General features: G+C 50.4%; 16 protein-coding genes and 1 pseudogene. 14 read left to right on the top strand and 3 right to left on the bottom strand.

Annotated features, from left to right (window positions below; all coding sequences use genetic code 11):
- Positions 1-187: pseudogene (locus tag AUK29_04295) on the bottom strand (hypothetical protein).
- A 299-nt stretch (positions 188-486) separates the two neighbouring features.
- Between AUK29_04295 and AUK29_04290 the strand changes: the two are divergent.
- Both AUK29_04290 and AUK29_04285 read left to right on the top strand, forming a co-directional pair.
- Positions 487-726: a hypothetical protein gene (locus AUK29_04290; GenBank protein OIP64560.1), complete on the top strand. Its 240-nt coding sequence runs from the start codon at positions 487-489 to the stop codon at positions 724-726.
- Positions 716-1,810, top strand: coding sequence for a hypothetical protein (locus AUK29_04285; GenBank protein OIP64559.1), 1,095 nt, complete (start codon positions 716-718; stop codon positions 1,808-1,810). Before AUK29_04290 ends, AUK29_04285 begins: the two co-directional genes overlap by 11 nt.
- A 153-nt stretch (positions 1,811-1,963) precedes the next feature.
- Here AUK29_04285 and AUK29_04280 read toward each other — a convergent pair whose 3' ends face one another.
- Together AUK29_04280 and AUK29_04275 are read right to left on the bottom strand one after the other, a co-directional pair.
- A complete protein-coding gene (locus AUK29_04280; GenBank protein OIP64558.1) occupies positions 1,964-3,874 on the bottom strand; it encodes a hypothetical protein in 1,911 nt (636 codons plus the stop codon).
- A 44-nt stretch (positions 3,875-3,918) separates the two neighbouring features.
- On the bottom strand, positions 3,919-4,638 hold the full coding sequence (locus tag AUK29_04275) for a hypothetical protein (GenBank protein ID OIP64557.1): 720 nt from the start codon (positions 4,636-4,638) through the stop codon (positions 3,919-3,921).
- 337 nt (positions 4,639-4,975) lie between these two features.
- Between AUK29_04275 and AUK29_04270 the strand changes: the two genes are divergently transcribed.
- From AUK29_04270 to AUK29_04215, 12 genes are all read left to right on the top strand, one after another.
- Positions 4,976-5,452 carry a hypothetical protein gene (locus AUK29_04270; GenBank protein ID OIP64556.1) on the top strand — a complete coding sequence of 159 codons (477 nt, stop codon included), beginning with the start codon at positions 4,976-4,978 and terminating at the stop codon, positions 5,450-5,452.
- A gap of 237 nt (positions 5,453-5,689) precedes the next feature.
- Positions 5,690-7,042, top strand: coding sequence for a mannose-6-phosphate isomerase (locus tag AUK29_04265; GenBank protein OIP64565.1), 1,353 nt, complete (start codon positions 5,690-5,692; stop codon positions 7,040-7,042).
- Between the two features lie 5 nt (positions 7,043-7,047).
- Positions 7,048-7,989, top strand: coding sequence for a glycosidase (locus AUK29_04260; protein OIP64555.1), 942 nt, complete (start codon positions 7,048-7,050; stop codon positions 7,987-7,989).
- Positions 7,990-8,111: 122 nt separating this feature from the next.
- Entirely contained in the window at positions 8,112-9,608 is a 1,497-nt protein-coding gene (locus AUK29_04255; protein OIP64554.1) for a glycosidase, read from the top strand.
- Positions 9,609-9,714: 106 nt separating this feature from the next.
- Positions 9,715-10,308 carry a PIG-L family deacetylase gene (locus tag AUK29_04250; GenBank protein OIP64553.1) on the top strand — a complete coding sequence of 198 codons (594 nt, stop codon included), beginning with the start codon at positions 9,715-9,717 and terminating at the stop codon, positions 10,306-10,308.
- A 29-nt stretch (positions 10,309-10,337) separates the two neighbouring features.
- Positions 10,338-11,477 carry a glycosyl transferase family 1 gene (locus AUK29_04245; protein OIP64552.1) on the top strand — a complete coding sequence of 380 codons (1,140 nt, stop codon included), beginning with the start codon at positions 10,338-10,340 and terminating at the stop codon, positions 11,475-11,477.
- The gene (locus AUK29_04240; GenBank protein ID OIP64551.1) at positions 11,477-12,697 is read left to right on the top strand and encodes an amylo-alpha-1,6-glucosidase; all 1,221 of its coding nucleotides are present in this window, start codon (positions 11,477-11,479) and stop codon (positions 12,695-12,697) included. Before AUK29_04245 ends, AUK29_04240 begins: the two co-directional genes overlap by 1 nt.
- A 19-nt stretch (positions 12,698-12,716) precedes the next feature.
- Positions 12,717-13,493, top strand: a complete 777-nt coding sequence (locus AUK29_04235; GenBank protein ID OIP64550.1) for a hypothetical protein — start codon at positions 12,717-12,719, stop codon at positions 13,491-13,493.
- 34 nt (positions 13,494-13,527) lie between these two features.
- A complete protein-coding gene (locus AUK29_04230; protein ID OIP64549.1) occupies positions 13,528-15,798 on the top strand; it encodes a glycosyl transferase family 1 in 2,271 nt (756 codons plus the stop codon).
- Positions 15,799-16,036: 238 nt separating this feature from the next.
- Positions 16,037-18,040, top strand: coding sequence for an excinuclease ABC subunit B (locus AUK29_04225; protein ID OIP64548.1), 2,004 nt, complete (start codon positions 16,037-16,039; stop codon positions 18,038-18,040).
- A 369-nt stretch (positions 18,041-18,409) separates the two neighbouring features.
- Complete coding sequence (locus tag AUK29_04220; protein OIP64547.1) at positions 18,410-20,263, top strand: excinuclease ABC subunit C; 1,854 nt, start codon at positions 18,410-18,412, stop codon at positions 20,261-20,263.
- Entirely contained in the window at positions 20,260-22,647 is a 2,388-nt protein-coding gene (locus tag AUK29_04215; GenBank protein ID OIP64546.1) for a hypothetical protein, read from the top strand. The genes AUK29_04220 and AUK29_04215 overlap by 4 nt, the downstream gene beginning before the upstream one ends.
- Positions 22,648-22,671: the final 24 nt, after the last annotated feature.

Below are 22,671 nucleotides of genomic sequence, written 5' to 3'. Positions count from 1 at the left end.
TGCTACCATAAACCGTTGTCTTGCTCAGCCTCTCCGCAATGAGATCGTCATAACTCATGAGAATCTCTTTCAATACATCCAACATAAGAGCATCTCCGATCTCTTTCAGCCTGTAGACGATCTCATTCAAATTGACTTTGCCAGTTGCAAGATTGAACCTTAATGTGATATGTATCTCTTGTTCCATCACGACCCTTTCTTTTGATTATGGTTTTCCAGATCCTAATCATAGAAAGTGGTCGTGATTTATTCAATTCCTTATTTGCCACAACTTTTGAACGTTACCAAAGGATTTGTGCAGCAAGCTGTTCAAGGACCATTTCGACCGGTATCCGGTCTAAATGGTCCTTTTTTTTGTTGATTCCATTCCGGATTCGATATCCAATCATAGGGACTCTTTCCAGTCGAATTCCGTCCCATCCTGCCAAAAATCGGTCTCATACATTTTTTTATCAGATGATAAAAAGGGATAGATGGCCGGACAAATTGTGTCACTGCCTGGATGGTCCTTTTCTTGGTCATACCAGGCGAAGGGCGGACGGGCAGGCGGAGCCATGGCATCAGTTTTGCATTGAAACGGGGCATCTTCAGATCAAAAAAGAAGCATCGTTGGACAAAGATAATACTATCCGGCATCCGGAATCGTCGGATATCCGGAAAGAGGCGTTTACTATTTTCATCCGGCAATTTGAGCGGAAGCAGGAAGGAGCGGCGCATGGAGTATAGAGGAAATATCCTGGTTGTGGATGATGAGGTCGGTCCCCGAGAATCCATCCGTATGATCATGAAGCCTTACCACGAGATCCAAACAGCGAAAAGCGGAGCGGAGGCTTTGCAGAAGATAACGGATGAGTCCTTCGATCTCGTAACACTGGATCTGAATATGCCGGATATGCACGGGGTTGAAGTTCTGAAAAGAATTAAAGAGAAGAAACAGGAGATCGAGGTGGTGATCATCACCGGGTACGGCTCCCTGGAAACGGCACAGCAGGCGATCCGGTACGGCGCCTTCGATTATATCACCAAGCCGTTCAACATCAAGGAATTCATATCGGTCGTCAATAAAGCGATCTGCAAGAAACGGCTTCAGGATCGTGTAGGAACCGTGATCTCGGACCTGAAAAGCAAGGGCATAACCGACTGGAGTGTGATTATGAACCAAGGAGAACCGGACCCGCAGGGGGGGACGGTTCCACTGGGAGAGGCCTGGTCCAATTGCAAAAACCTCAGTCTGCTGGATTTTATCAAGGTCCTCTCCAGAACCCTGGAGGCGAAGAATTCCAATATGCATCACCATTCGGAGCGTGTGAACCACTATTCCATGGTGGTTGCCGAGGCCATGGGCCTCTCCGAAAAGGAACAGGAGGTTCTGACGATTTCAGCCTTTCTCCACGACATCGGCAAGGTAGGAATCAGCAATGAGATTCTGAACAAGAGAGGAAAGCTGAATCCGGAAGAATGGACCGAAATCAAGGAGCATCCCCGACGCGGCGTGGAGATTCTGAAACCGCTCTGCCTTCCACAGGAGGTGCTCAAGATCATCCTGCATCACCATGAATCCTTCGACGGGCAGGGATACCCGGACGGACTCAAAGGAGAAGAGATCCCGCTTTGTGCCAGGATCATACAGATCATCGACAGCTATGATGCCATGATCTCCAACCGGCCTTACCGGAAGGCCCTCTCCCTGGATTGGGTCATCCAAGAGATCCAATCCTGCGCAGGTGCCCAGTTCGATCCCCGGATCGTGAAAGTCTTTGTGGATATCCTGACCCGTCAGGAATCATTGAATCTGGTCGGGTCGTCCTGATCAGCCGGCGGCCGATGATTTGCCCTCTTTCGTGACCGTGTTGAACCACGCGCAAACTGGGAATCAAAAAGTAAAAAAACAACTTGAACCCTTGAACCCTTGAACCTTCCACCCCCCTTTACCCACTCCATGGGATTTGATTTCTTTGGCCGGCTATTCCCGCCGTTTCAACCTGAAGGCCTCTTCAACCACATTCGCCGTGTCGGAATCGGCCGGTTCTCCGTTTAGGGCATTGATCTTTTTGAAGACGATATTCGAAGGGACCGGGAAGTAGGAAGGGGCCTTGTTTTTCAATGCCTCCTGCATGAAGAAGACCCAGATGGGTCCGGCCGCCATGCTGCCGGTTTCACCCGGGCCGATAGGCGTCCGTTTGTCATACCCGACCCAGACCCCCGCTGCCAGCTCCGGCGAGTAACCGATGAACCAGGCGTCGCTGTAATCGTCCGTGGTTCCCGTCTTGGCGGCAACAGGGCGGTTCAGCGACCGTGCGATCCTGCCGGTGCCGGACTGTACGACCCCTTCCAGCAGATAGGTCATCTGAAAAGCCGCATCTTCATCGAATGCGATCCTCTGCTCAGGCTGGTGATTTTCGAGTATACGCCCGTTCCGGTCATAGACCTGTGTAATCAGCATGGGTGAGGAGTAAACCCCCTGCGCCGCGAAGGCCGCATAGGCGGCGGTCAGTTCCCGAAGGGTGACCTCGGAGGTCCCGAGGGCCAGGGAGAGATCAGGGGTCAGAGGCTCCTCTATGCCCAGGCGTTTTGCCAGATCCATGCAGTTTTGAATCCCCACATTCCGGAGCAGGCGGATGGTGGGGATATTCAGGGAATTCTCCAGGGCATGCCGGAGGGTGACAGGTCCCGTGAACTCATGGCGGTAGTTCTGAGGGGCCCAGGTTTTTCCGGTCCGAGGGTCCGTGAAGGAAAGCGGTGTGTCCATGAGGATATCCGAAGGCTGATATCCCTTCTCGAGCGCGGCGGCATAGATCATCGGTTTGAAGGCGGACCCAGGCTGGCGTCTGGCATGCAAGGCCCTGTCGAACGGGCTCGATACGAAGTCATAACCCCCGACTAATGCCTTGACCTGTCCATTGGCCGGGTCCATGGCAATCAAGGCGCCCTGCAGTTGGGCGTGTGGTTTGCGGCGGTTGCGCTTGATGACGGTTTCAAGACCCTGCCGCAGGCTCTCCTGGGCGATGGTCTGCAGACGCAGGTTGAGTGTGGTATGAATGGAGAGCCCCCCCTGATAGAGGATTTTTTTCCCGAGACGCGATTCAAGATCCTGCACGACCTCCTGGACAAAGTATGGGGCGTTCCTGCTGAGCGGCTGGTAAACCCGGATCGGAACAGGCTCTTTTTTTGACTTTTCGGCCTCTGCACGGCTGATGAATCTTTCCTCGGCCATCCGGTCGAGGACGTGGTTCCTTCTTTTTTCGGCTTCTTCAGGATTGGATGAGGGGGAGTATTTACCCGGTGATTTAGGGAGAGCCGCCAAGAGAGCCGCTTCCGGCAGGGTGATGTCGGAGACGTCCTTCCCCAGATACCTCCGGGATGCGGCTGCAACGCCGTAACATCCCATGCCCAGATAGATCTGGTTGAGATACAGACCCAGGATCTGATCTTTGGTATAGCGTTTCTCGATTTGCAGGGTGACGATCGCCTCCTTGATTTTCCGGAGGAGGGACTTTTCAGGCGAAAAAAACAGAACCTTGCTGAGCTGCTGTGAGATGGTGCTTCCCCCCTGAACCACACGGCCGGCCATGAGGTTGCTGGCCATGGCCCTCGCGATGCCTTGAAAATCGATTCCGTGGTGAGAATAGAAACGGGAGTCCTCAACGGCGATTACGGCCTCTCTGAGGTGAAGCGGGATCCGGTCCAAGGGGACGACCTCCCTTCTCTCGATGAAGAGTTCATCCATGAGCGTTCCGTCATCGGAAAAAATGTGTGAAGCCTCACTCGGATGATATTCCTCAAGGCTCTCGACTTGAGGGAGGTTCATGAAACGTGAAACCACCCACCCCGCCGCCGCTCCGCCCAGGATGGCTGAGAGGAGAATGACCGTCATTGCCCAAGGTTTGTGTTTCGCCATAGCCGCGTGCTCAAAAAACCTCAATGAACGTCGTCCGGGATTTCCGGACTTCCCGCCTTGCCTGCGTCCGGTGTCTCCTTCCCTGATTCATGTCTGTATTGGTCAAGGATATCATCGATTAGTTGAAGAAGATGCTGAGCGCTGTGGAAGATCATCTCGACGTCTTTTTTCTGTTCACTGGTGAGTTCTCCATCCATGCCGTTCAAAAGAACGTCTGAAAAACCGATGACGGAGTTGAGCGGCGTCCGGAGCTCGTGGGACATCCTGCCCAGAAAATCGCTTTTGATCCGCCGGCACTCCTGAAGGGTCTGAATGGTATTCTGGAGTTCCCGGGTTCTCTCTTCTACCCGTTGTTCGAGCTGATCCGACAGGGTTTTGTAGCGCTTTTCCGATTCGAGAAGGCGTTCTTCCTGCCGGTTTTGATGGATGAAATAGCGCCGTATCAGGACGACGCCGCAGAGCATCAGGATGGAAATGACCAAGGCGATGGTCTCCGGGGTTCCCCCCCTGAAGTGTTCAGCTCCCGGCAGATGATAACCCATGAGGGAGGCGATCCGCCGGACTCCCATGAGAAAAAGGGCGAGAGAGATCAGGATCCAGCCTGGGACGTGCCTCGAGACCTTGATCATGCGGAAGGCCAGGAATGCCGCGGCCAACTGAATCATGACGGAAACGATAACCAACAGGGAAATTTTTGTCATCAGGATTGCATTTATATCATTAAAAAAGGATTTCGACAATAGAAAACCCTGTTGAACTAAACCGCTTCCGTGGCACTTGCTTCATCCTTCCATTGGAGACCCTCTCGGCACGTCACCCTATTTACGAACAGGACCACGAAGCGAACACCAGGCGTCCTTCCAGGATTATTCTTGACATGCGCAATTCCCCAAAGATATAATCACAAAAAATTATTTTAAAGAGCAGGGTAGATTGAGAGCATGAACAGGAAGCACACAGCCATATACCGAATGTCGGACCGACGGAACGACGACTTCGTCCCCGGCACGCCGGCAGACCGCATTAAGCTCGTCTGGATTCTGACCCAAGAGATATCATCCCTGAGTAAAAAGCACGATGCTGAACGAAGACTACAAAGACATATTACAAGTCTTGTCCGACGAGAAGGTTAGGTTCCTCCTCGTCGGCGCCTATGCCATGGCAGCCCACGGTTATCCCCGGGCCACCATGGACATAGACATTTGGGTCATGCCGTCACCTCAGAACGCTGATGCCGTATTACGGGCATTGCGCCGCTTCGGCGCCCCGCTGCACAATCTGACCAAAGAAGACCTTCAGAAGGATGGGACCATTTTCCAGATCGGAGTTGCCCCGAGGCGAATCGACATCATCACCGCGGCATCCGGACTTCAGTTTGAGGAGACGTATCGAAGGTCACTGTCTCTGAACATTGAGGGAATCGAAGTGCATATTCTTTCGATTGACGACCTCATTCGAAACAAGAGGACGTCAGGAAGAACCAAGGATTTGGCCGATGTGGAAGCATTGGAATCCCTGAAGAACTCCGATCCGGACCGACCACGACCTCTTTGAATCCATAACTCTGCCGCATTAGAGCCTTATCGGTAAGCGCCGTATGGCGAATGTGAACCAGGATCCCGGCCATCATGTTTCAGTTTGACATATTTCTGAGCGAGTGTTAGATTTCCCGGTATTCATACTATCGAAGGATCAATTTTCTCGTCGGTTTTGGATGGGCTGTGGCGGTTCTTCTTCCCCTATGAGGGGAAAAACCTTGCTGTCAATCGGAATATAGGTTACATATACCTTATGCGCATAGCGATGCTTTCACCGATTGCTTGGAGAACGCCTCCACGACATTACGGACCATGGGAAAGTGTCGTGTCTCTGTTGACGGAGGGGCTGATCGCCAAAGGGGTCGACGTGACCCTTTTTGCCACGGCGGACTCCATCACAAAGGGGCAACTCCATGCCGTCTGCAAAGGAGGCTACGAAGAGAACAGGCAGATCGAACCCAAGGTCTGGGAGTGCCTCCACATTTCCGAACTCTTTGACCGGGCCGATGAATTTGACCTGATTCACAACCATTTTGATTTTCTCCCTTTGACATACAGCAAGCTGGTGACGACGCCTGTTCTCACAACGATTCACGGCTTTTCATCCCCCCGCATCCTGCCTGTTTATGAAAAATATAACGAAAAGACCTTCTATGTTGCCATTAGCGAGGCCGACCGTTCACCGAATCTGAACTACATTGCTACGATCCACCACGGTATTGACCTCGATGGCTTTACTTTCGTACCTGAACCTGAGGACACGCTTCTCTTCTTCGGCCGGATCCACCCGGAAAAAGGAGCCAAAGAGGCAATCGAAATTGCCAGGGCCGCAGGCAAGAAACTCATCATGGCCGGTGTGATTCAGGACGAGGCTTATTTTGAATTAGAGGTGAAGCCTCATATCGATGGTGATCATGTCACCTATGTGGGAAGCGTGGGTCCGGAGCAGAGGGATAAACTCCTCGGCAAGGCATGCGCTTTGTTACACCCTATCAGTTTTGAGGAGCCCTTCGGTCTTTCCATTATTGAGGCCATGTGCTGTGGGACGCCGGTGATTGCTTTTAACCGGGGCAGTATGCCGGAGCTGATTCGGCATGGTGTGAATGGTTTCCTGGTCTCCAATGTTGAGGAGGCGGTTGACGCCGTGAAAGAGTTGTCTGCAATAGACCGCTCGGCCTGCCGCGGGTTTGTGGAGAAGAACTTTTCTGCTGAGCGTATGGTGAATGATTACATTCAAGTTTACGAGCAGATCCTTGAATTGACAAAACGTGAGGACCATCGTCCGTGGGGATACTACACGATCCTTTCCGACAAACCGGACCACAAAGTCAAACGTATCGTGGTCTATCCCGGAAAGCGGCTGAGCCTCCAGAAGCACCAGCGTCGTGCCGAGCATTGGACTGCGGTATATGGTGAGGGCCTGGTCACATTGGATGGGAAACAGATCCGGCTCAATAAAGGCGATTCCATAGACATCCCGAGGGGGGGTGTCCATCGTATCGAAAATCCGACAAAGGAGAACATGGCCTTTATTGAGGTACAAATGGGAGACTATTTCGGTGAGGATGATATTGTAAGGATCGAGGATGACTTCGGTCGGAAGTAGAGGAGATGGTCTTGAAAAATCCTGTGGTTCGAAGGTATGAAAAGAACCCCATTCTGACCTGTGATGACGTACCCTACCCCGTCTCTACCGTTCATAATGCCGGGATGGTCAAACATGACGGGAGGTACGTGATGCTCTTCCGTTCCCATCTTTTAAACGGCCGGTGTGTCATCGGTCTGGCGGAAAGCGAAGAGGGTTACTCCTTTACCGTGCGTCCGGAGCCTTTCCTTGTTCCTGCAAAACAAGGCGTCTTCGCCGAATACGAAGAGTATGGGGTCGAGGATCTGCGTATCTGTGCCATAGATGACGAGTATCTGCTTACCTACAGCGCTTACTCCAGACATGGAGTGAGGATTGCCCTGGCACGAACCACGGATTTTAAGAGTGTCGAGCGTATGGCTCTTATTTCCCAACCGGACATGCGAAATGTGGTCATCTTCCCCCAGAAGTTTGACGGGCGATATGCTCGTCTTGACCGCCCTCATTCGGAGATATCACCTTGGTCCATACACATATCCTATTCTCCCGACCTGATCCATTGGGGAGAGTCGAGGGTCGTGATGAAACCGGTGACCTATCACTGGGATGAGCTGAAGATCGGTCCTGGAGCCACCCCGTTCAGGACCGATCAAGGATGGCTCCATATCTACCACGGGGTCTACCGGACTATGGCAGGTGCGGTTTACAGGTTAGGCGTGGCCTTACACGACTTGGACGATCCGTCCAAAGTGATCGGTATCTCTGATGACTGGATTCTTCAGCCCGAAGATCCCTGGGAGACGACCGGCTATGTTCCCAATGTTGTCTTCACCTGCGGCGCCGTTCCGGAAGAGGACGGCACTGTAAAGCTTTATTGGGGCGGCGCGGATACCGTCATGTGTGTTGGGTCCGCTACCATCTCGGATCTTGTGGAGATGTGCCTGAAGCATTCAAGGGCAGCTTATTAGGAGATTGGAAGGCTGAAGATAAAAGGAAGTTTAAATATCCCTTCTCCCCCATGGGGAGAAGGTTAGGATGAGGGGTGTCACCAAATTTCTTCTTGCACACTAAATTGGAGAAGAACTTGAGTATGAATAATAATTCTTTAAAGATACGAAGAAGAAAAAAAAGGTTTTTTTCAGAGCCCTCCAGAGTCATCGCCAAATTCTACGTGCCGAGCAGTGTTGAGCAGATCAACCATATCATCCAACGTGTTCTTGGTCTTTCAGAGGATGACGTCAAGGAGAACCTGAACCAGATCATCACTGACTTTTCAACCCGCCACAAGGACATCTGGCGGATAATTGACAAGAACTTCAAGGTCATCAAACATTATATCCCGAATGGAACGAAGATGTCCGGGGACAGGCGGTGCCTGATCGGGGCTTGTTTTACGCATGAATACTCTGTACAAGCTGCGGCCTTTTTTAACCCCTCCATCGTGAAGCATACGGATCAGAGCAATCTCAACAAAGGGAGCGTCCGATTTATTCTGAGTTTTCGCTCCACCGGCGAAGGTCATATCTCCTCGATTGAGTTCAGAAGCGGCATTCTTGATGATAAGAATAAACTCCACTTCGACGAAGTGGGCCGCTTTGTGGAGACCCCTGAAGTGATAAAGAACCCGACCTACGACAAATACGTGTTCCAGTTGAAACTGGAAGATATGGAGTCAAAGAACGAGGTCTCCGATGAAATCTTGAAGGACTTGTCCGACAGGTTTTCTTTCTATGAGCTTGAGACGGCTATTCAGCGGGAGTTCGACGCGCATAGAGGAGCGCGGCTGCCTTTGCTTCATGACACGGTTGAGAAGATCCTCTGGCTCGCCAGATCCAATTACGAATTAAGATTCAGAAAAGAGAAAAGGATATCAGAGAAAGTCATCTTCCCGGTCTCTGAAAACGAAAGCCGGGGGATTGAGGATGCCCGATTCGTACATTTTTTCAATGGCGACGACGAACCCATCTACTATGCGACCTACACCGCCTACAACGGTTTTAATATCCTCCCCATGCTACTGGAAACCAGGGACTTTAACAACTTCAAGATTCGAACGCTCAACGGGGATGCCGTGCAGAACAAAGGGATGGCCCTTTTCCCCAGAAAAATTAATGGGAAATATATGATGATCTCCCGTCAGGATGGTGAAAACATGTTTATCATGTCTTCAGACAATATTCACTTCTGGCAAGAAGCCCAACTTCTGCAGAAGCCACGGTATCCGTGGGAGTTCATACAGATCGGCAATTGCGGCTCTCCCATTGAGACCGAGGAAGGGTGGATCCTGTTAACTCACGGCGTCGGTCCCATGAGGAAATATTGCATTGGAGCCTGCCTGCTGGATCTGGAAGATCCGACAAAGGTGATCGGCCGCCTGTCTGAACCGCTTCTTTCTCCCACAGAAGAAGAGCGTGAAGGGTATGTGCCGAACGTGTTGTATACCTGCGGAGCCATGATCCACAACGAGGACTTGATTATCCCTTACTCCATGTCGGATACCTCGTCAGGCATTGCGGTTGTTCCGGTAAAGGATTTACTGTCCAGGATGTTGAATAGCCGAACCACCAGTGTTTTGGAGGGGAATTGAAAAAAACAGCAGTCATGGAAAACTACGTCCCCAAAGTGAGGCAAGCTAAAAAAGTGGACACAAAATTAAGTAAAATAACTTAATGTAGGTGAAAGCTAATAGACAAATGAAAGCGGCTGTCATTGTAGCCCATCCGGATGACGAAACTATATGGGCAGGGGGCTTGATCATGAGCAATCCAAGCTGGGATTGGTTTATACTGTCATTATGCCGTGCAAGTGATAAAGATCGGGCTCCTAAGTTCTACAAAGCACTCGGGGCTTTAGGCGCCGCCGGAAAAATGGGTGATCTAGACGACAGTCCTCAGCTCAAGCCAATACGCACTCACGAGATCCAACAAAACATCCTTTCCTTACTTCCTTTAATAAAATACGATCTTATAATAACTCACCACCCGAAAGGTGAATACACTTCTCATTTACGACATGAACAAATCGGTAAGGCCGTAATCAAGCTTTGGGAAAGTGCCGATATTGTTTCTGATAAATTGTGGTTGTTTGCTTATGAAGACGGACAAGGAAAATATCTGCCGAAGCCTGTCGAGAAAGCTGATTTAGTGTCAAATTTGGCGCAAAGCATATGGTATCAAAAACATAAAATAATTACACAAATATATGGTTTTGCTAATGATAGTTTTGAAGCTAAATGCGCACAAAAGACTGAGGCTTTCTGGCAGGCTAATTCTACCAGAAAACTTTAAAGTATTCGCAATTAAGAGAGGTGGTTAAAATGAAAGTCTTGGTGTTGTTTGATCCGACTTCTCCCGGAGGGATTGCTACCCAGGGAGCACTTTTATACCGAGGCCTTAAGGAGATAGGAGTTGACGTATGTGGTGTTCATTTTCAATCACCAACTGAAAAGGAGTGGTATTACAGATGGTTTAAACCGAATATCGTTGTGGGGATAGGCTATTGGGGGCACACCCCTCATATCGTGCTTCATCCAAAACGTTATGGTGTTCAACCTGTTCCTTGGTTAATAGCGGACGGCTATGTGGCGAATTATCATGAGATATTGAATTCGTTGCCGTTGATTTTAGTTACTTCAAATTGGGTTAAAGAAACATATATTAGAGACGGAGTAAAAGGAGACAATATAGAGGTATTGCCCATTGGTTGTGATACAAATGTTTTTACCCCGATGGATCAGGATGATTCAAAAGTACAAGCTGTTCGTAATACATTCGGGATACCTAAAGACCAGTTAATGCTTTTAACTGTAGGAGGAGATGCCGCTTCCAAAGGAGCTCAGGAAGTCATGCAGGCATTAGCGCTAATTGACCAAAAAGCGCCGGATTGGAGATATATATGTAAGGTTTGGCCACAGGCTCGTACAAAAGCCCAAAACCTTATTGACCTGCAATTGGCCACTCATTTGGGTATAGAAAAAAATGTGCTTTATTCTGAAGGTGTCCTGTCAAGATACTTTATGCCGTATTTATTTGCAGCTTGTGATATTTATGCGTCTCCCTCTAGATTGGAAGGATTTGGTATGCCGGCTGTAGAGGCAAATTCTTGCGGGAAACCAGTATTGGCAATCAATGCCATGGGTTTTTTAGATACCATGAAACATGGGGAAACTGCATTTTTAGCGAATGTTGCCACCCAAATTGTAGTTAACGAAGCCATCATTGGTGAAGAATCCGGTTATGAAAAGGGACACCGAGTTCTTTTTAACCCTCCCCGCACTGTAGACTTTCGGGCCAGTATTCATGATATAGCAGATTATCTTTTAAAGTTGATGGAAGACGCCGATTTACGCAAAAAAATGGGTGAAGCTGGACGCAAAAGAGCAGCAAAGCTTTTCGACTATAAAATAGTAGCCAAAAAATTTGTAGAAATTGTTTCCAATCGTTTAGGGATATCATAATGTTCAAAAAAAATTCAGTTCTTAATGAAAAAAACAAAGCTGAAATTCAGGAAGCTAAGGAAGCTGCTATAGAGATACTGTTGCATAACGTTGACGGACCCTATCAAGAACTGCCCAGAACTGCTGGCTGGGGATATCCAGAGCCCTATACCAGAGATTTAATGATTGCGGCCTTTGGAATGCTTGCTTCAGGAAACGAAGAATTAATTGATTCATTGCGTCGGACATTGGAAGCTTTAGCTAAAAATCAAACCAACTTAGGACATATACCTTCCTTAGCCCATGATCCCCATGATTTAGGCGCAAGTGATACCACGCCGTTATTTTTAATTGGATTAGCGCTTTATCGGAAAGTGACTGGAGAAAAATTGTTTTTAGAAAAAGCGGCGCAAAAAGCACTTACTTGGATGGAATATCAAAGTCCGGATTGTTCAGAGATGGTTGCTCAGTTACCGACCAGTGACTGGCGAGATGAACACTGGGTTATGGGATTTGGCCTTTATGTTAATACATTAACTTACACCTATCTCAAGCTTTATGGCTTCAATGACCGGGCTGATATGTTAAAAAAAATGATGAACAGGCTGAATGTTCGAGGGGGGCGCAGAAACCGGCACGTGCATGAAGGTTTAGTAGTCAAACACAAACCATATTACGCGATGTCTTCATATAAAATCCATAGTGATGACCGTTTTGATTTATTGGGCAATAGTTTGGCTATATTATCCGGTGTGGCTTCTCATAGCCGGGCGCTCGAGATGGTGCTTTGGGTTGAAGCTGAAAGTGAGGCGTTGATTAAAAGAGAAGAGTTGGCTATAAAACTGCCGCCTTGCTTGATTCCATATATACAGCCGACTAACCCTGACTGGCACAAAAGATATGAACAATTTAACCTTCCGGGCGAATATCATAACGGAGGCGTCTGGCCCTTTATATCTGCTTTTTACGTGGCTTCTATAGTGGCAGTGCAAAAATATCGTTTAGCTGAAGAAAAGTTACTTAGTTTAACCGCATTGGTAAAATTAACCCGTGACCATGATGTTTCGTTTGGTTTTAACGAATGGATTAAGGCCCAAACAGGGGAACCCCGTGGGCAAGATTGGCAGACCTGGTCAGCAGCAATGTATTTATACGCAGCCGCTTGTGTGGAAAAAAAGAGCACCCTGTATTTTGATGACCTGAGACGGCACAACAACAATCACAACAATCTACACAAATAAAATTATTCCCCTGATAATTATGAACGTTTATTTATTTGAGACAGAGAATCAGTTAGCTATCGCCGCCGCCAAGTTGGCAACGGAGAGAATTCAGCAATGTATTGATAAAAAAAACAGGGCTTGCCTGGTGGCGGCAGCGGGAAGAACTCAAATTGCCTTTTTAAAAGAACTGACCGCATTTCCGGGAATTGATTGGAGGAAAATTACAATTTTTCATTTGGATGAATATATCGGTCTTGGCAAAGAACATCCTGCCAGTTTTCGCAAATATTTAAAAGAACGGTTGGTGGATATTGTTCATCCCGGAGAAATTCATTTTATTAATGGCGATTCGGTAAATGCTGAAACAGAATGTCACCGATTAAATAAATTAATTTCTCAATATGTTGTTGACCTGACATTTATAGGGATTGGGGTAAATGGCCACATTGCTTTTAATGATCCGCCGGCTGATCTTTTAACAAAAGATCCATATATTGTCGTTGAATTGGATGATCTTAATAAAAAAAATCAATTTAAAAAAGGATATTTCCCTTCCGTTGATAATGTGCCTCAAAAAGCTATTACGATGTCAATAAAACAAATTATGAAATCCAAAGAAATTTTTTGTTTAGTTAGCGGAGAATCAAAGTCAAGAATTTTGGCAGAAAGCCTGTTGGGAGAAGTAACTCCAAAATGTCCTGCGTCTGTCTTGCAAAAAAAATCTAAAGTTTATATGTTTTTGGATTTAAAAGCAGCGAAGCTTTTGCCAAATAATTTCTGCAAACAATATTCCCAATTCCACTTGGACCCTTGACCCCTAAAGCTCTTTAACACTCAAACCCTATATTTTGGGGACAGAATCATTGAAAAAAATAGCAGTCATAGGAAATTACCTCCCCAGGCAGTGCGGTATTGCAACCTTTACTGGCGATCTGTGTGATGCCCTTGCAGGTCAGATGGAAAAGAGCGATGAAAATCTCATCGCCGTGGCCATGGATGATATGGATGAAGGGTATCACTACCCGGACCGGGTCAAGTTCCAGATTAGAGCAAATGTCCAGCCTGATTATATCCGTGCCGCTGATTTTCTGAATGTGCACAAATTCGATGTCGCCATCCTCCAGCACGAATTCGGCATTTTTGGGGGAAGTGACGGCGCCTACATCATCCGTCTGATCAAGAATCTGAGAATGCCGGTCATTACCACCTTGCATACAATCCTCCAGGACCCTTTCGGCAAACAGCGTGTCATCATTCAGGAACTGGCAAGATATTCCGAATCATTGGTGGTCATGGCCCACAAGGCCCGTTCGATGTTGAAGGAAGTGTACGGCATCGACGACTCAAAAATAGAATTCATCCCTCACGGGATTCCTGACACTCCCTTTAAAAGGTCCGATACCTTTCGAAATCACCTTGGCTTGAGCGAGAATAAGATTCTTTTAACCTTTGGCCTGTTGAGCCCGGCAAAGGGGCTTGACATGATGATCAAGGCCATGCCCGGGATTATTGAGCGCCACCCCGATGCGGTTTATATTATTCTCGGGCAAATCCATCCATACGTTGTGAAGGAATCCGGAGATTCCTACCAACAAGGCCTTTATCAGCTGGTCAACCGGCTCGGTATGAACGATCATGTCCTGTTTCGGAACCGTTTTGTCAGGATGGACACACTGATTCAATATATCACGGCGGCCGACATCTATATCACGCCATACATTAACGAACAACAGATCGTATCCGGCACCCTGGCCTATAGTACGGGCATGGGGACCCCCGCTGTTTCCACGCCTTACTGGTATGCCAAGGAGATGCTGGCTGATGGGAGAGGGCGCCTCGTCCCTTTCAACGACGATCACGCCATGGCCGAAGCCGTCAACCACTTGCTGGATCATGAAGAAGAACGCATGGAGATCCGCGAGAAGTGTTACCGGTTCGGCCGGTCCATGATCTGGAAGGAAGTGGGACGAAGCTACTTCAAGCTAATCGGTAAAGTGCTCACGCACACAAAAGACCAGGCCATACCACAATTTTCGGAAAGACCGGATGCCAGGATCGTCAGTGAACTTCCTGACATCAACTTGAAACATATGAGAATCATGACCGATGACACCGGGATGCTTCAGCACGCGAAATACTCCATCCCCGACCGAAGCCATGGCTACTGCGCCGATGATAACGCCAGGGCGCTCATTGTTGCCTGCATGCACTACTCCCTGCTCAAGGATAAAGGTGTGGTCCCGTTGATTCAGACCTATCTTTCCTTTATGAACGACTCTTTCAATCCGGGAAACGCTCGCTTCAGAAACTTCATGTCCTATGACAGACGCTGGCTTGAAGAGATGGGAAGTGAAGATTCCCACGGCCGGTCCCTCTGGGGGCTGGGCACTGCCGTGAAATGCGCGCCGAGTGACTCGATCCGGAAAATGGCTGCGGGTCTCTTTTCAGAGGGTCTTCCTGCGCTGGAAAACTTTACGTCACCCAGGGCATGGGCCTTTGCCATTGTCGGCCTGCAGGCCTATATGGAAGCATTCGGCGGGGACACGACGGCCCGTCGGTTGCGCGCAGTCCTTGGGGAAAAACTGTTTGACCTCTTTAAGCAAAGGGCCTCTCACGACTGGCCGTGGTGTGAAGATCAGGTGACCTATGCCAATGCCAAGTTGTCCCATGCACTGATCCTGGCCGGCCAATGGATACCGCACACGGAAATGTTCGAGATGGGGATCAACAGCCTGAACTGGCTGCTTGCCAGACAGAAGGCGCCTGAAGGTCACCTCTCCATCATCGGGAATACGGATTGGCACAACAGGGAAGGCGATTCATCTACCTTTGATCAACAACCGATTGAAGCCATGTGCCTGATCGAAGCCTGTGCCGAGGCCTTTCGTGCCACTGGCGAGAGGAAGTGGATTGAAGAGGGGTACCGCTGTCTCAGCTGGTTTCTGGGACGAAACGACCTCAATGTACAGATCTATGATTTTGAAACAGGGGGCTGCTGCGACGGCATTCAGCCTACCGGAGTGAATGCGAATCAGGGCGCAGAGTCCACCCTTTCATGGCTGATCTCCCTCCTGACCATGTATAAAATCCTTGAACAGGAAGTTTTGGTTAAGAAGTGAGGGGGGGAAGATGCCTGTAACCACAGATCTCGTTCAGCCTGGGCTCTATATCCAATAAGTGTTAATTTGTTAATTTTAGAACTCCTCAGTGAACAAATAAACAACTTATAGCCTTTGACGGACCTTTTAGGGAGTACGCTCCCCTTGTATCGGCGCCGTCCTATCGCTCTTTTCGGGGTTTGACAGGCAATGAAAACTATTATAAAATAAAGGAAAATCAGAACCGCAGGGATCCATCATGACGTCATTTCGTGTCTGCTCGGAGTTCGAACCATGCGGCGACCAGTCTGAGGCCATCAAACGGTTGTCTGCATGGGTGCAGGAAGGCCGGTCCCATATGGTGCTTTTAGGGGTGACCGGTTCGGGAAAAACATTTACCATGGCCAAGGTGATTGAGGAGGTTCAGAAGACCACCCTGGTGATTGCGCCCAACAAGACCCTGGCGGCACAGCTTTATAACGAGTTCAAGTTTTTTTTCCCTGAGAATGCCGTGGAGTATTTTGTCAGTTACTATGATTATTACCAGCCCGAGGCATACATCCCTCAGTCCGACACCTATATCGAAAAAGACGCCTCGATCAATGATGAGATCGACAAGCTGCGCCACTCGGCCACCCACTCGCTCCTGGAAAGGAACGACGTGATCATCGTGGCGTCCGTATCCTGTATCTATGGTCTCGGTTCGCCCGAGGCTTATCACGGGATGCTGGTCCATCTCGAAGAGGGGTGCGAAATAGACAGGGACGCCATGCTGCGCAAGCTGGTGGAGATCCAGTACCAGCGGAATGAGTTCGAATACAAGAGGGGGACGTTCCGCGTCAGGGGGGATGTGGTACAGATTCTGCCGAGCTATGCCGATACAGCCATCCGAGTGGAATTCTTTGGAGATCTGGTGGAATCCATCTATGAAGTGGATTTCCTGACCGGGGATAGGATCCGCCGCCTGCCCAAGATCGCCGTTTACCCGAAGAGCCACTATGTCACTCCAAAGGAAAGAATAGAGAAAGCAGTCCGGGAGATCCGTAAAGAGCTGCAGGAGAGGGTGGCGGAACTGGAGCGGCAGAACAAACTGGTGGAGGCACAGCGGCTCGAACAGCGCACCCTCTTTGATCTTGAGATGATTCAGGAGGTCGGATACTGCCAGGGGATCGAAAACTATTCTCGTCATCTCACGGGCAGACTGCCGGGGGAGCCGCCGCCCACTTTGATTGATTATCTTCCCCGGGATACCCTTGTAGTGATCGATGAGAGCCATATCACCGTCCCTCAGCTCAACGGCATGTATCGGGGAGACCGGTCCAGGAAGGAGAATCTGGTCGAATACGGTTTCCGTCTCCCTTCAGCCTTTGATAATCGCCCGCTCCGGTTCGACGAATTTGAGGGGCTGGCCGGACAGGTCATTTACGTTTCCGCCACGCCCGCACAATATGAGATGGAAAAGGCCGGGGCATCCGTGGCGGAGCAGATCATCCGCCCGACAGGCCTGCTCGACCCTGAGATCTTCATCCGGTCGGCCAACGGACAGGTGGATGATCTTTTAAACGAGATCAGGATCAGGGCGGAGCGGAACGAACGGGTCCTTGTGACAACGCTGACCAAGAAGATGGCCGAGGATCTGACGGACTATTATTCCGAACTGGGTGTACGAGTGAAATACCTTCATTCGGACATTCAGACCATCGAACGGATGGAGATCCTCCGGTCTCTTCGCAAAGGGGACTTTGATGTCCTGATCGGGATCAATCTTCTTCGGGAGGGTCTGGACCTCCCCGAAGTCTCGCTCGTAGCAGTTCTGGATGCAGACAAGGAAGGTTTTCTTCGATCCGAGCGGTCCCTGATCCAGACCACGGGGCGCGCTGCCCGGAACGCCTCCGGACAGGTGATTCTCTATGCCGATCGGATCACTGATTCCATGCGAAACGCGATGCGGGAAACCAGCAGGAGGAGGAAGACTCAGGAAGCATACAACCATCGGATGGGGATTACGCCGCAGACCATCATGAAGGCGATCCCCAAAGGGCTTGTACAGATCTGCGAGGCGGATTATATCACGGTGTCGGTTGTCGCTGAACCGGGTGAAGCCTACTTGTCAGACGAGGAGATCGATCGGAAGATCAGGGATCTGGAGGCGGAGATGCTGAATGCGGCCAGGAACCTGGAATTTGAAAAGGCCTCGGTCCTTCGGGATCAATTCCTCGCCATGAAAGAGAGGCTGATCGGCGTCCAGGCGATAAAAAAGTAGGGAACATCTCAAAAAGAGTGGGTGAAAACATCAGGGGTCAAGGGGTCAAGGATTCAAGGGGTCAAGTGAACCCCGTTAGAGGTTGTCCTCTAACGGGGTGAAGTGCTAAAAACATAAGGGGCCGAGGGTACTAGGGTCCAAGGGTTCAAGTGCTTTTCTCTGGAGATTTTGTTTGCGTTCTTGTACTAGGTTCACCGGTATCAGTATTTCACCCCGTTAGAGAGATCATCTCTCTAACGGGGTTCACTTGAATCCTTGACCCCTGGACCCCTTGAACCCTTATTTTACCCACTAAATGGCCGATGGCTCGTAGAGGAGAAGAACCAGAAATAGGGAACCAGAAATAGTATTTGATTATGGGATATTTCAATGAATGAATCTTTACTGGAAACTGTCGATCGAATGTCCAGGTCTCCCGGCGTCTACCTCATGAAGGACCGGCAGGGGGATATCCTCTATATCGGAAAAGCCAAGGATTTGAGATCCAGGGTCAGGGCCTACTTTCTTGCTTCGGCCAAACTCACGCCCAAGACCGAGGTCATGCTCTCGAAGGTCCAACGGATCGATTTCATGGTGACCGGTTCTGAGGCAGAGGCGTATATTCTTGAGAGCAATCTGATCAAGAAGAACAGGCCGAAATACAACATCCTCCTGAGGGACGACAAGCATTATCCCTATCTTCGGCTTTCGGTCAAGGAGGATTATCCCAAACTGGATGTGGTCCGTAAGATCGGCAGGGACAGGTCCAGGTATTTCGGGCCTTACGTTCCAGGGAGTCACCTGCGTACGACCCTGGACCTCATCGAAAAGACCTTCCCGCTCAGGAAATGCAAAAACAGGATAGATGGGAAAAGGGAGAGACCCTGCCTGAACGCCCAGATCGGAAGATGCCTCGCTCCGTGTACCGGTTCGATATCCAAGGCCGAATATTCCCGGATGGTTCGGCAGGCCGTTCTTTTTTTGCAGGGGAAGAACCGGCCGTTGATCCGTGAACTTTCCACGAAGATGGAACAGGCATCCAGGTCCCTCGAATTCGAGAAAGCAGCCGTGATCCGGGACCAGATCAGGCGCATCGAGAAGATGACCGAGCAGCAAAAGATCATCAGCCCGAACATGGAGGACAAGGATGTCTTCGGTACGGCGATGAGCGGTGAAACGGTATGCGCGGAGATTCTCTTCGTCCGGGGCGGAAAGCTGCTCGGGAAGGAAGACTTTTTTATCGAACGGCCCGGAGACGAGAAAGAGGAGGAGATACTCAGGACGACTATGATGCAGTATTACAGCAAAGAGAGGCTCATCCCGCCCTTGATTTTTGCCCCCTTCGCGTTTGCGGAATCGGAGACGGAGACCATGGAAAAGGCCTTTTCAGCCGTAGGCGGGCGCCGGGTGAGGATGAGGGTCCCGCAGAGGGGCATCAACCTCAAGCTGGTCCGTATGGCCGACGAAAATGCAGCGCTTGCCCTGCAGTCCCATCTCAATCAGAGAGACCGGGATCTGGTTATTCTGAAAGATCTGCAGGATGCGGCGGGTTTAAAGAAGCTCCCGCTCCGGATCGAGGCGTTTGACATCTCGAATATCCAGGGGGAATATCCCGTAGCGTCCATGGTCGTTTTTGAGAAAGGGAAACCCTTGAAATCCCATTACCGGCACTACAGGATCCAGTCGGTGGAAGGCCCCAATGATTATGCCATGATCTTCGAGGTCCTCACGCGCCGTTATGGCTCCGGGGAGGATGCTGCTCTTCCCATGCCCGACCTCATCCTCATAGACGGAGGAAAAGGGCAGCTCAATATCTTGCTCCACGTCGCCGGTGAGCAAGGGTTTACTGAGGGTACGGATTTCATGGCCCTGGCAAAGCCCGGGGACCCTGATGCCGGAAAGAACGGCGTTGACCGGATCTATCTGCCAGGGCGCAGGGAGCCGGTCGTTTTGGACCCCGCCGATCCGGTGATCCATCTGATTCAGAGAATCAGAGACGAGTCCCACAGATTTGCGGTGACGTACTACAGAAAACTGCACACCCGAGACACCCTGACCTCGCGTTTAAAAGAGATCAAGGGGATAGGAAAGACCCGGACCCTCTCGCTGCTGCGGCATTTCGGCAGTCTGGAGAGGGTGCGCCGGGCGAGTCTGAAAGATCTGGCTCAGGCCCCTTCCATGAATCTTGACGCGGCCTCCCGCGTTTTCAATATCCTGCGCCAGGAAGCTGGGTTGACGAAATGAGGTTTTGGAACAACAGAATAGACGACTCCATTCATCGGTCATGGACTTTCATTATCCTGAGGTTTGCCGTATTCCTTCTGATCGCATGGACGGTTTACGTCTTGATCGAATCCGGCAGATTCTTCCCTCTCTGGCCGGCTTTGGGGTATTTTGCCGTATCGGAAATTATGCTCCTGGTCCGCTACACCAGACGGATTCAACAGGGGGTAGCGATCGGCATCTATTTTCTGGATGTCTTCGCGGTTTCTTCCCTGATCCAGATGAAGGGGCTTTCTGTCCAGTGGTATTTGACGATTCCTGTCCTGATGCTGGGGATCGGTCTCTGCTACAATCGGAGGTGGGCCTGGTTTCCCATTGCCCTGATCCCTTCGGTGATGACCCTGTATCATGCGTTTTACACCTCGGTGGTATCCGAGGGATGGAACCTGGAACTCGGCGGGATCGTTTTTCTCTACTTTGTGTTCGCCGGGATTGTTTATTCGGTGGTCTTAAGAGCGGATCGGATTCTATCGCTATATCACGGACAGCGAAAGCTGGTGCGCGGCATCCCTGCTTTCAGCCCCCCTCCGGGTCTTAAAGACTGCATTCAGAAAATTCTGGAAAACGACCCGCCCATCGAGGTTGATTTCTGCTCGGTTCTCCTCCTGGATCCGGATGGGAATCTGCGGGGTCTGGAACGGGACCAGGGAGGAAAGATCGGTGAGGTTCTTTTGGGCCAGCAGCGGATTCCTTGGTTATTGAGATCCATCAAGAGAGAGGAGGCCTATTACCCTGACCTCAGGAAGGAGAAGGATGAAAAGGACTTTTTTGAAGCTCGAAGGCTTGTCAGCCTGCTCTCGATCCGTATCCGTGTGGGGGAGATGGAAGGGATGGTTGTTTTCGGCAGAAAAGGAAGGGATGCCTTTTCCCCTGCTGAACGGGAGGTCCTCTCCTCGTATGAAGAGATGATGACCGGCTGGATGCAGCAGTCCCTTGCTTTTGAAAAGCAGGAGGATAAGGATCCAAGACCTGAAAAGGATCCCGGGGAAAAGACGGTCCCGGTCAGGGAGGCCGGAGCGGAAAAAAACGGAGGAACCGAGGTCACGGCGGAGCGCCTGCAGGCCCTTGAGGAGGAAAATCGCCGGCTCAAAGAGGCGCTCGATGAGCAGGTGCGGTCAGCCACCCTGAAGCTGAATAAAGAGGTCCTTTCTCTCATGGCCAGGGAATCGGAGAAGGAACAGAAGGTTTTTGAGATGCTGGCATCGGTGGACCTGAGCCAGGCCGTCTCCATGCTCTTTGATCTGGATGTGGTGCTTGATTTGATTGTGGAGATGATCTGTGAGAAGATCTCTGTGAAAAGCGTATCGATTATGCTCCTCCGGGAGGACAAAGGGGACCTTGTGGTCAAGGCCTACCGGGGGCTCCAGGATGAGATCGCACAAAAAACACGGCTGTTGGTCGGTGAGGCCATAGCCGGTTACGTGGCTCAGAAGGGTGAGCCGCTTCTGATCGAGGACATAGAAAAGGATCCCCGTTTTGTTCCCTTCAAGCGGGACCGGTATCGATCCGGGACCCTGCTTTCGGCGCCGGTGCTTCATGAGGGGAAAGTCCTCGGCGTCATCAATCTCTCCGACCCGATGCGCGAAGGTCCGTTTACAGATAAAGATCTTGAGATCCTGCAGGTCCTTTCGAGACAGGCGGCCATTGCCATTGTGAATCACCGTCTTTATGAGGAGTTCGAGAACGGCCGCTGGATCCGTGAATGTTATGAAGGGGGGCTCTCCCAGAGGCTTTCCGAAAAGGTTTTCCACAACTCCCCGGTTCTCGATAAGATGGAAGGAGAATACAAGGTGACCGTGCTCTCGGTCCATCTCCATGAGAATGAGGCCATGCAGAAAGACCCGGAGGCTTCCAAAAGGATCCGGAGGATCGAACAGCATCTCCGGAAAGTTCGGGAAGTCATTGCCCGGCACAGCGGAGATGCGGCAGGGGATGCCGGCGTAGGCGTCATGGGGATTTTTGGGCTTCCCTTTCCTGATCATGGAGACCCCTGGCGGGCGGTTCTTGCATCCGTTGACCTTCTCAAGATTTTTTCACGTTTTGGTGAAGGGCTGCCCCAGGAAGACATGAACGGGTATGGCGTTTCAGTGGGCGTGGCTACAGGAGATCTCCTGATTCGGGAGAGGACGGGGGGCATCCCCTATGCCGTTTTCGGCCATACGTGGGAAAGGGCTTTGACCCTGATGCAGGCCGGTTCTCCCGGCCAGATTCTGGTGGACGAAGAGACCGAAAATTTGATCGGCGGCCGGGTAAACAGTCTTCGTCTCGTCCTATCCTACGGGGTTCATAAAAAACTGACGGCGTATGGGATCAAGGGTCTGAAACGCACGGCTTCCGGGGAATAGGGGTCATCAAAGAATCGGGCGGCG

Source organism: Nitrospirae bacterium CG2_30_53_67 (genome assembly GCA_001873285.1).
GTDB lineage: Bacteria > CG2-30-53-67 > CG2-30-53-67 > CG2-30-53-67 > CG2-30-53-67 > CG2-30-53-67.
The sequence above is the reverse complement of the archived record's forward strand: the minus strand, read 5'-3'. Positions and strand labels throughout refer to the sequence as shown.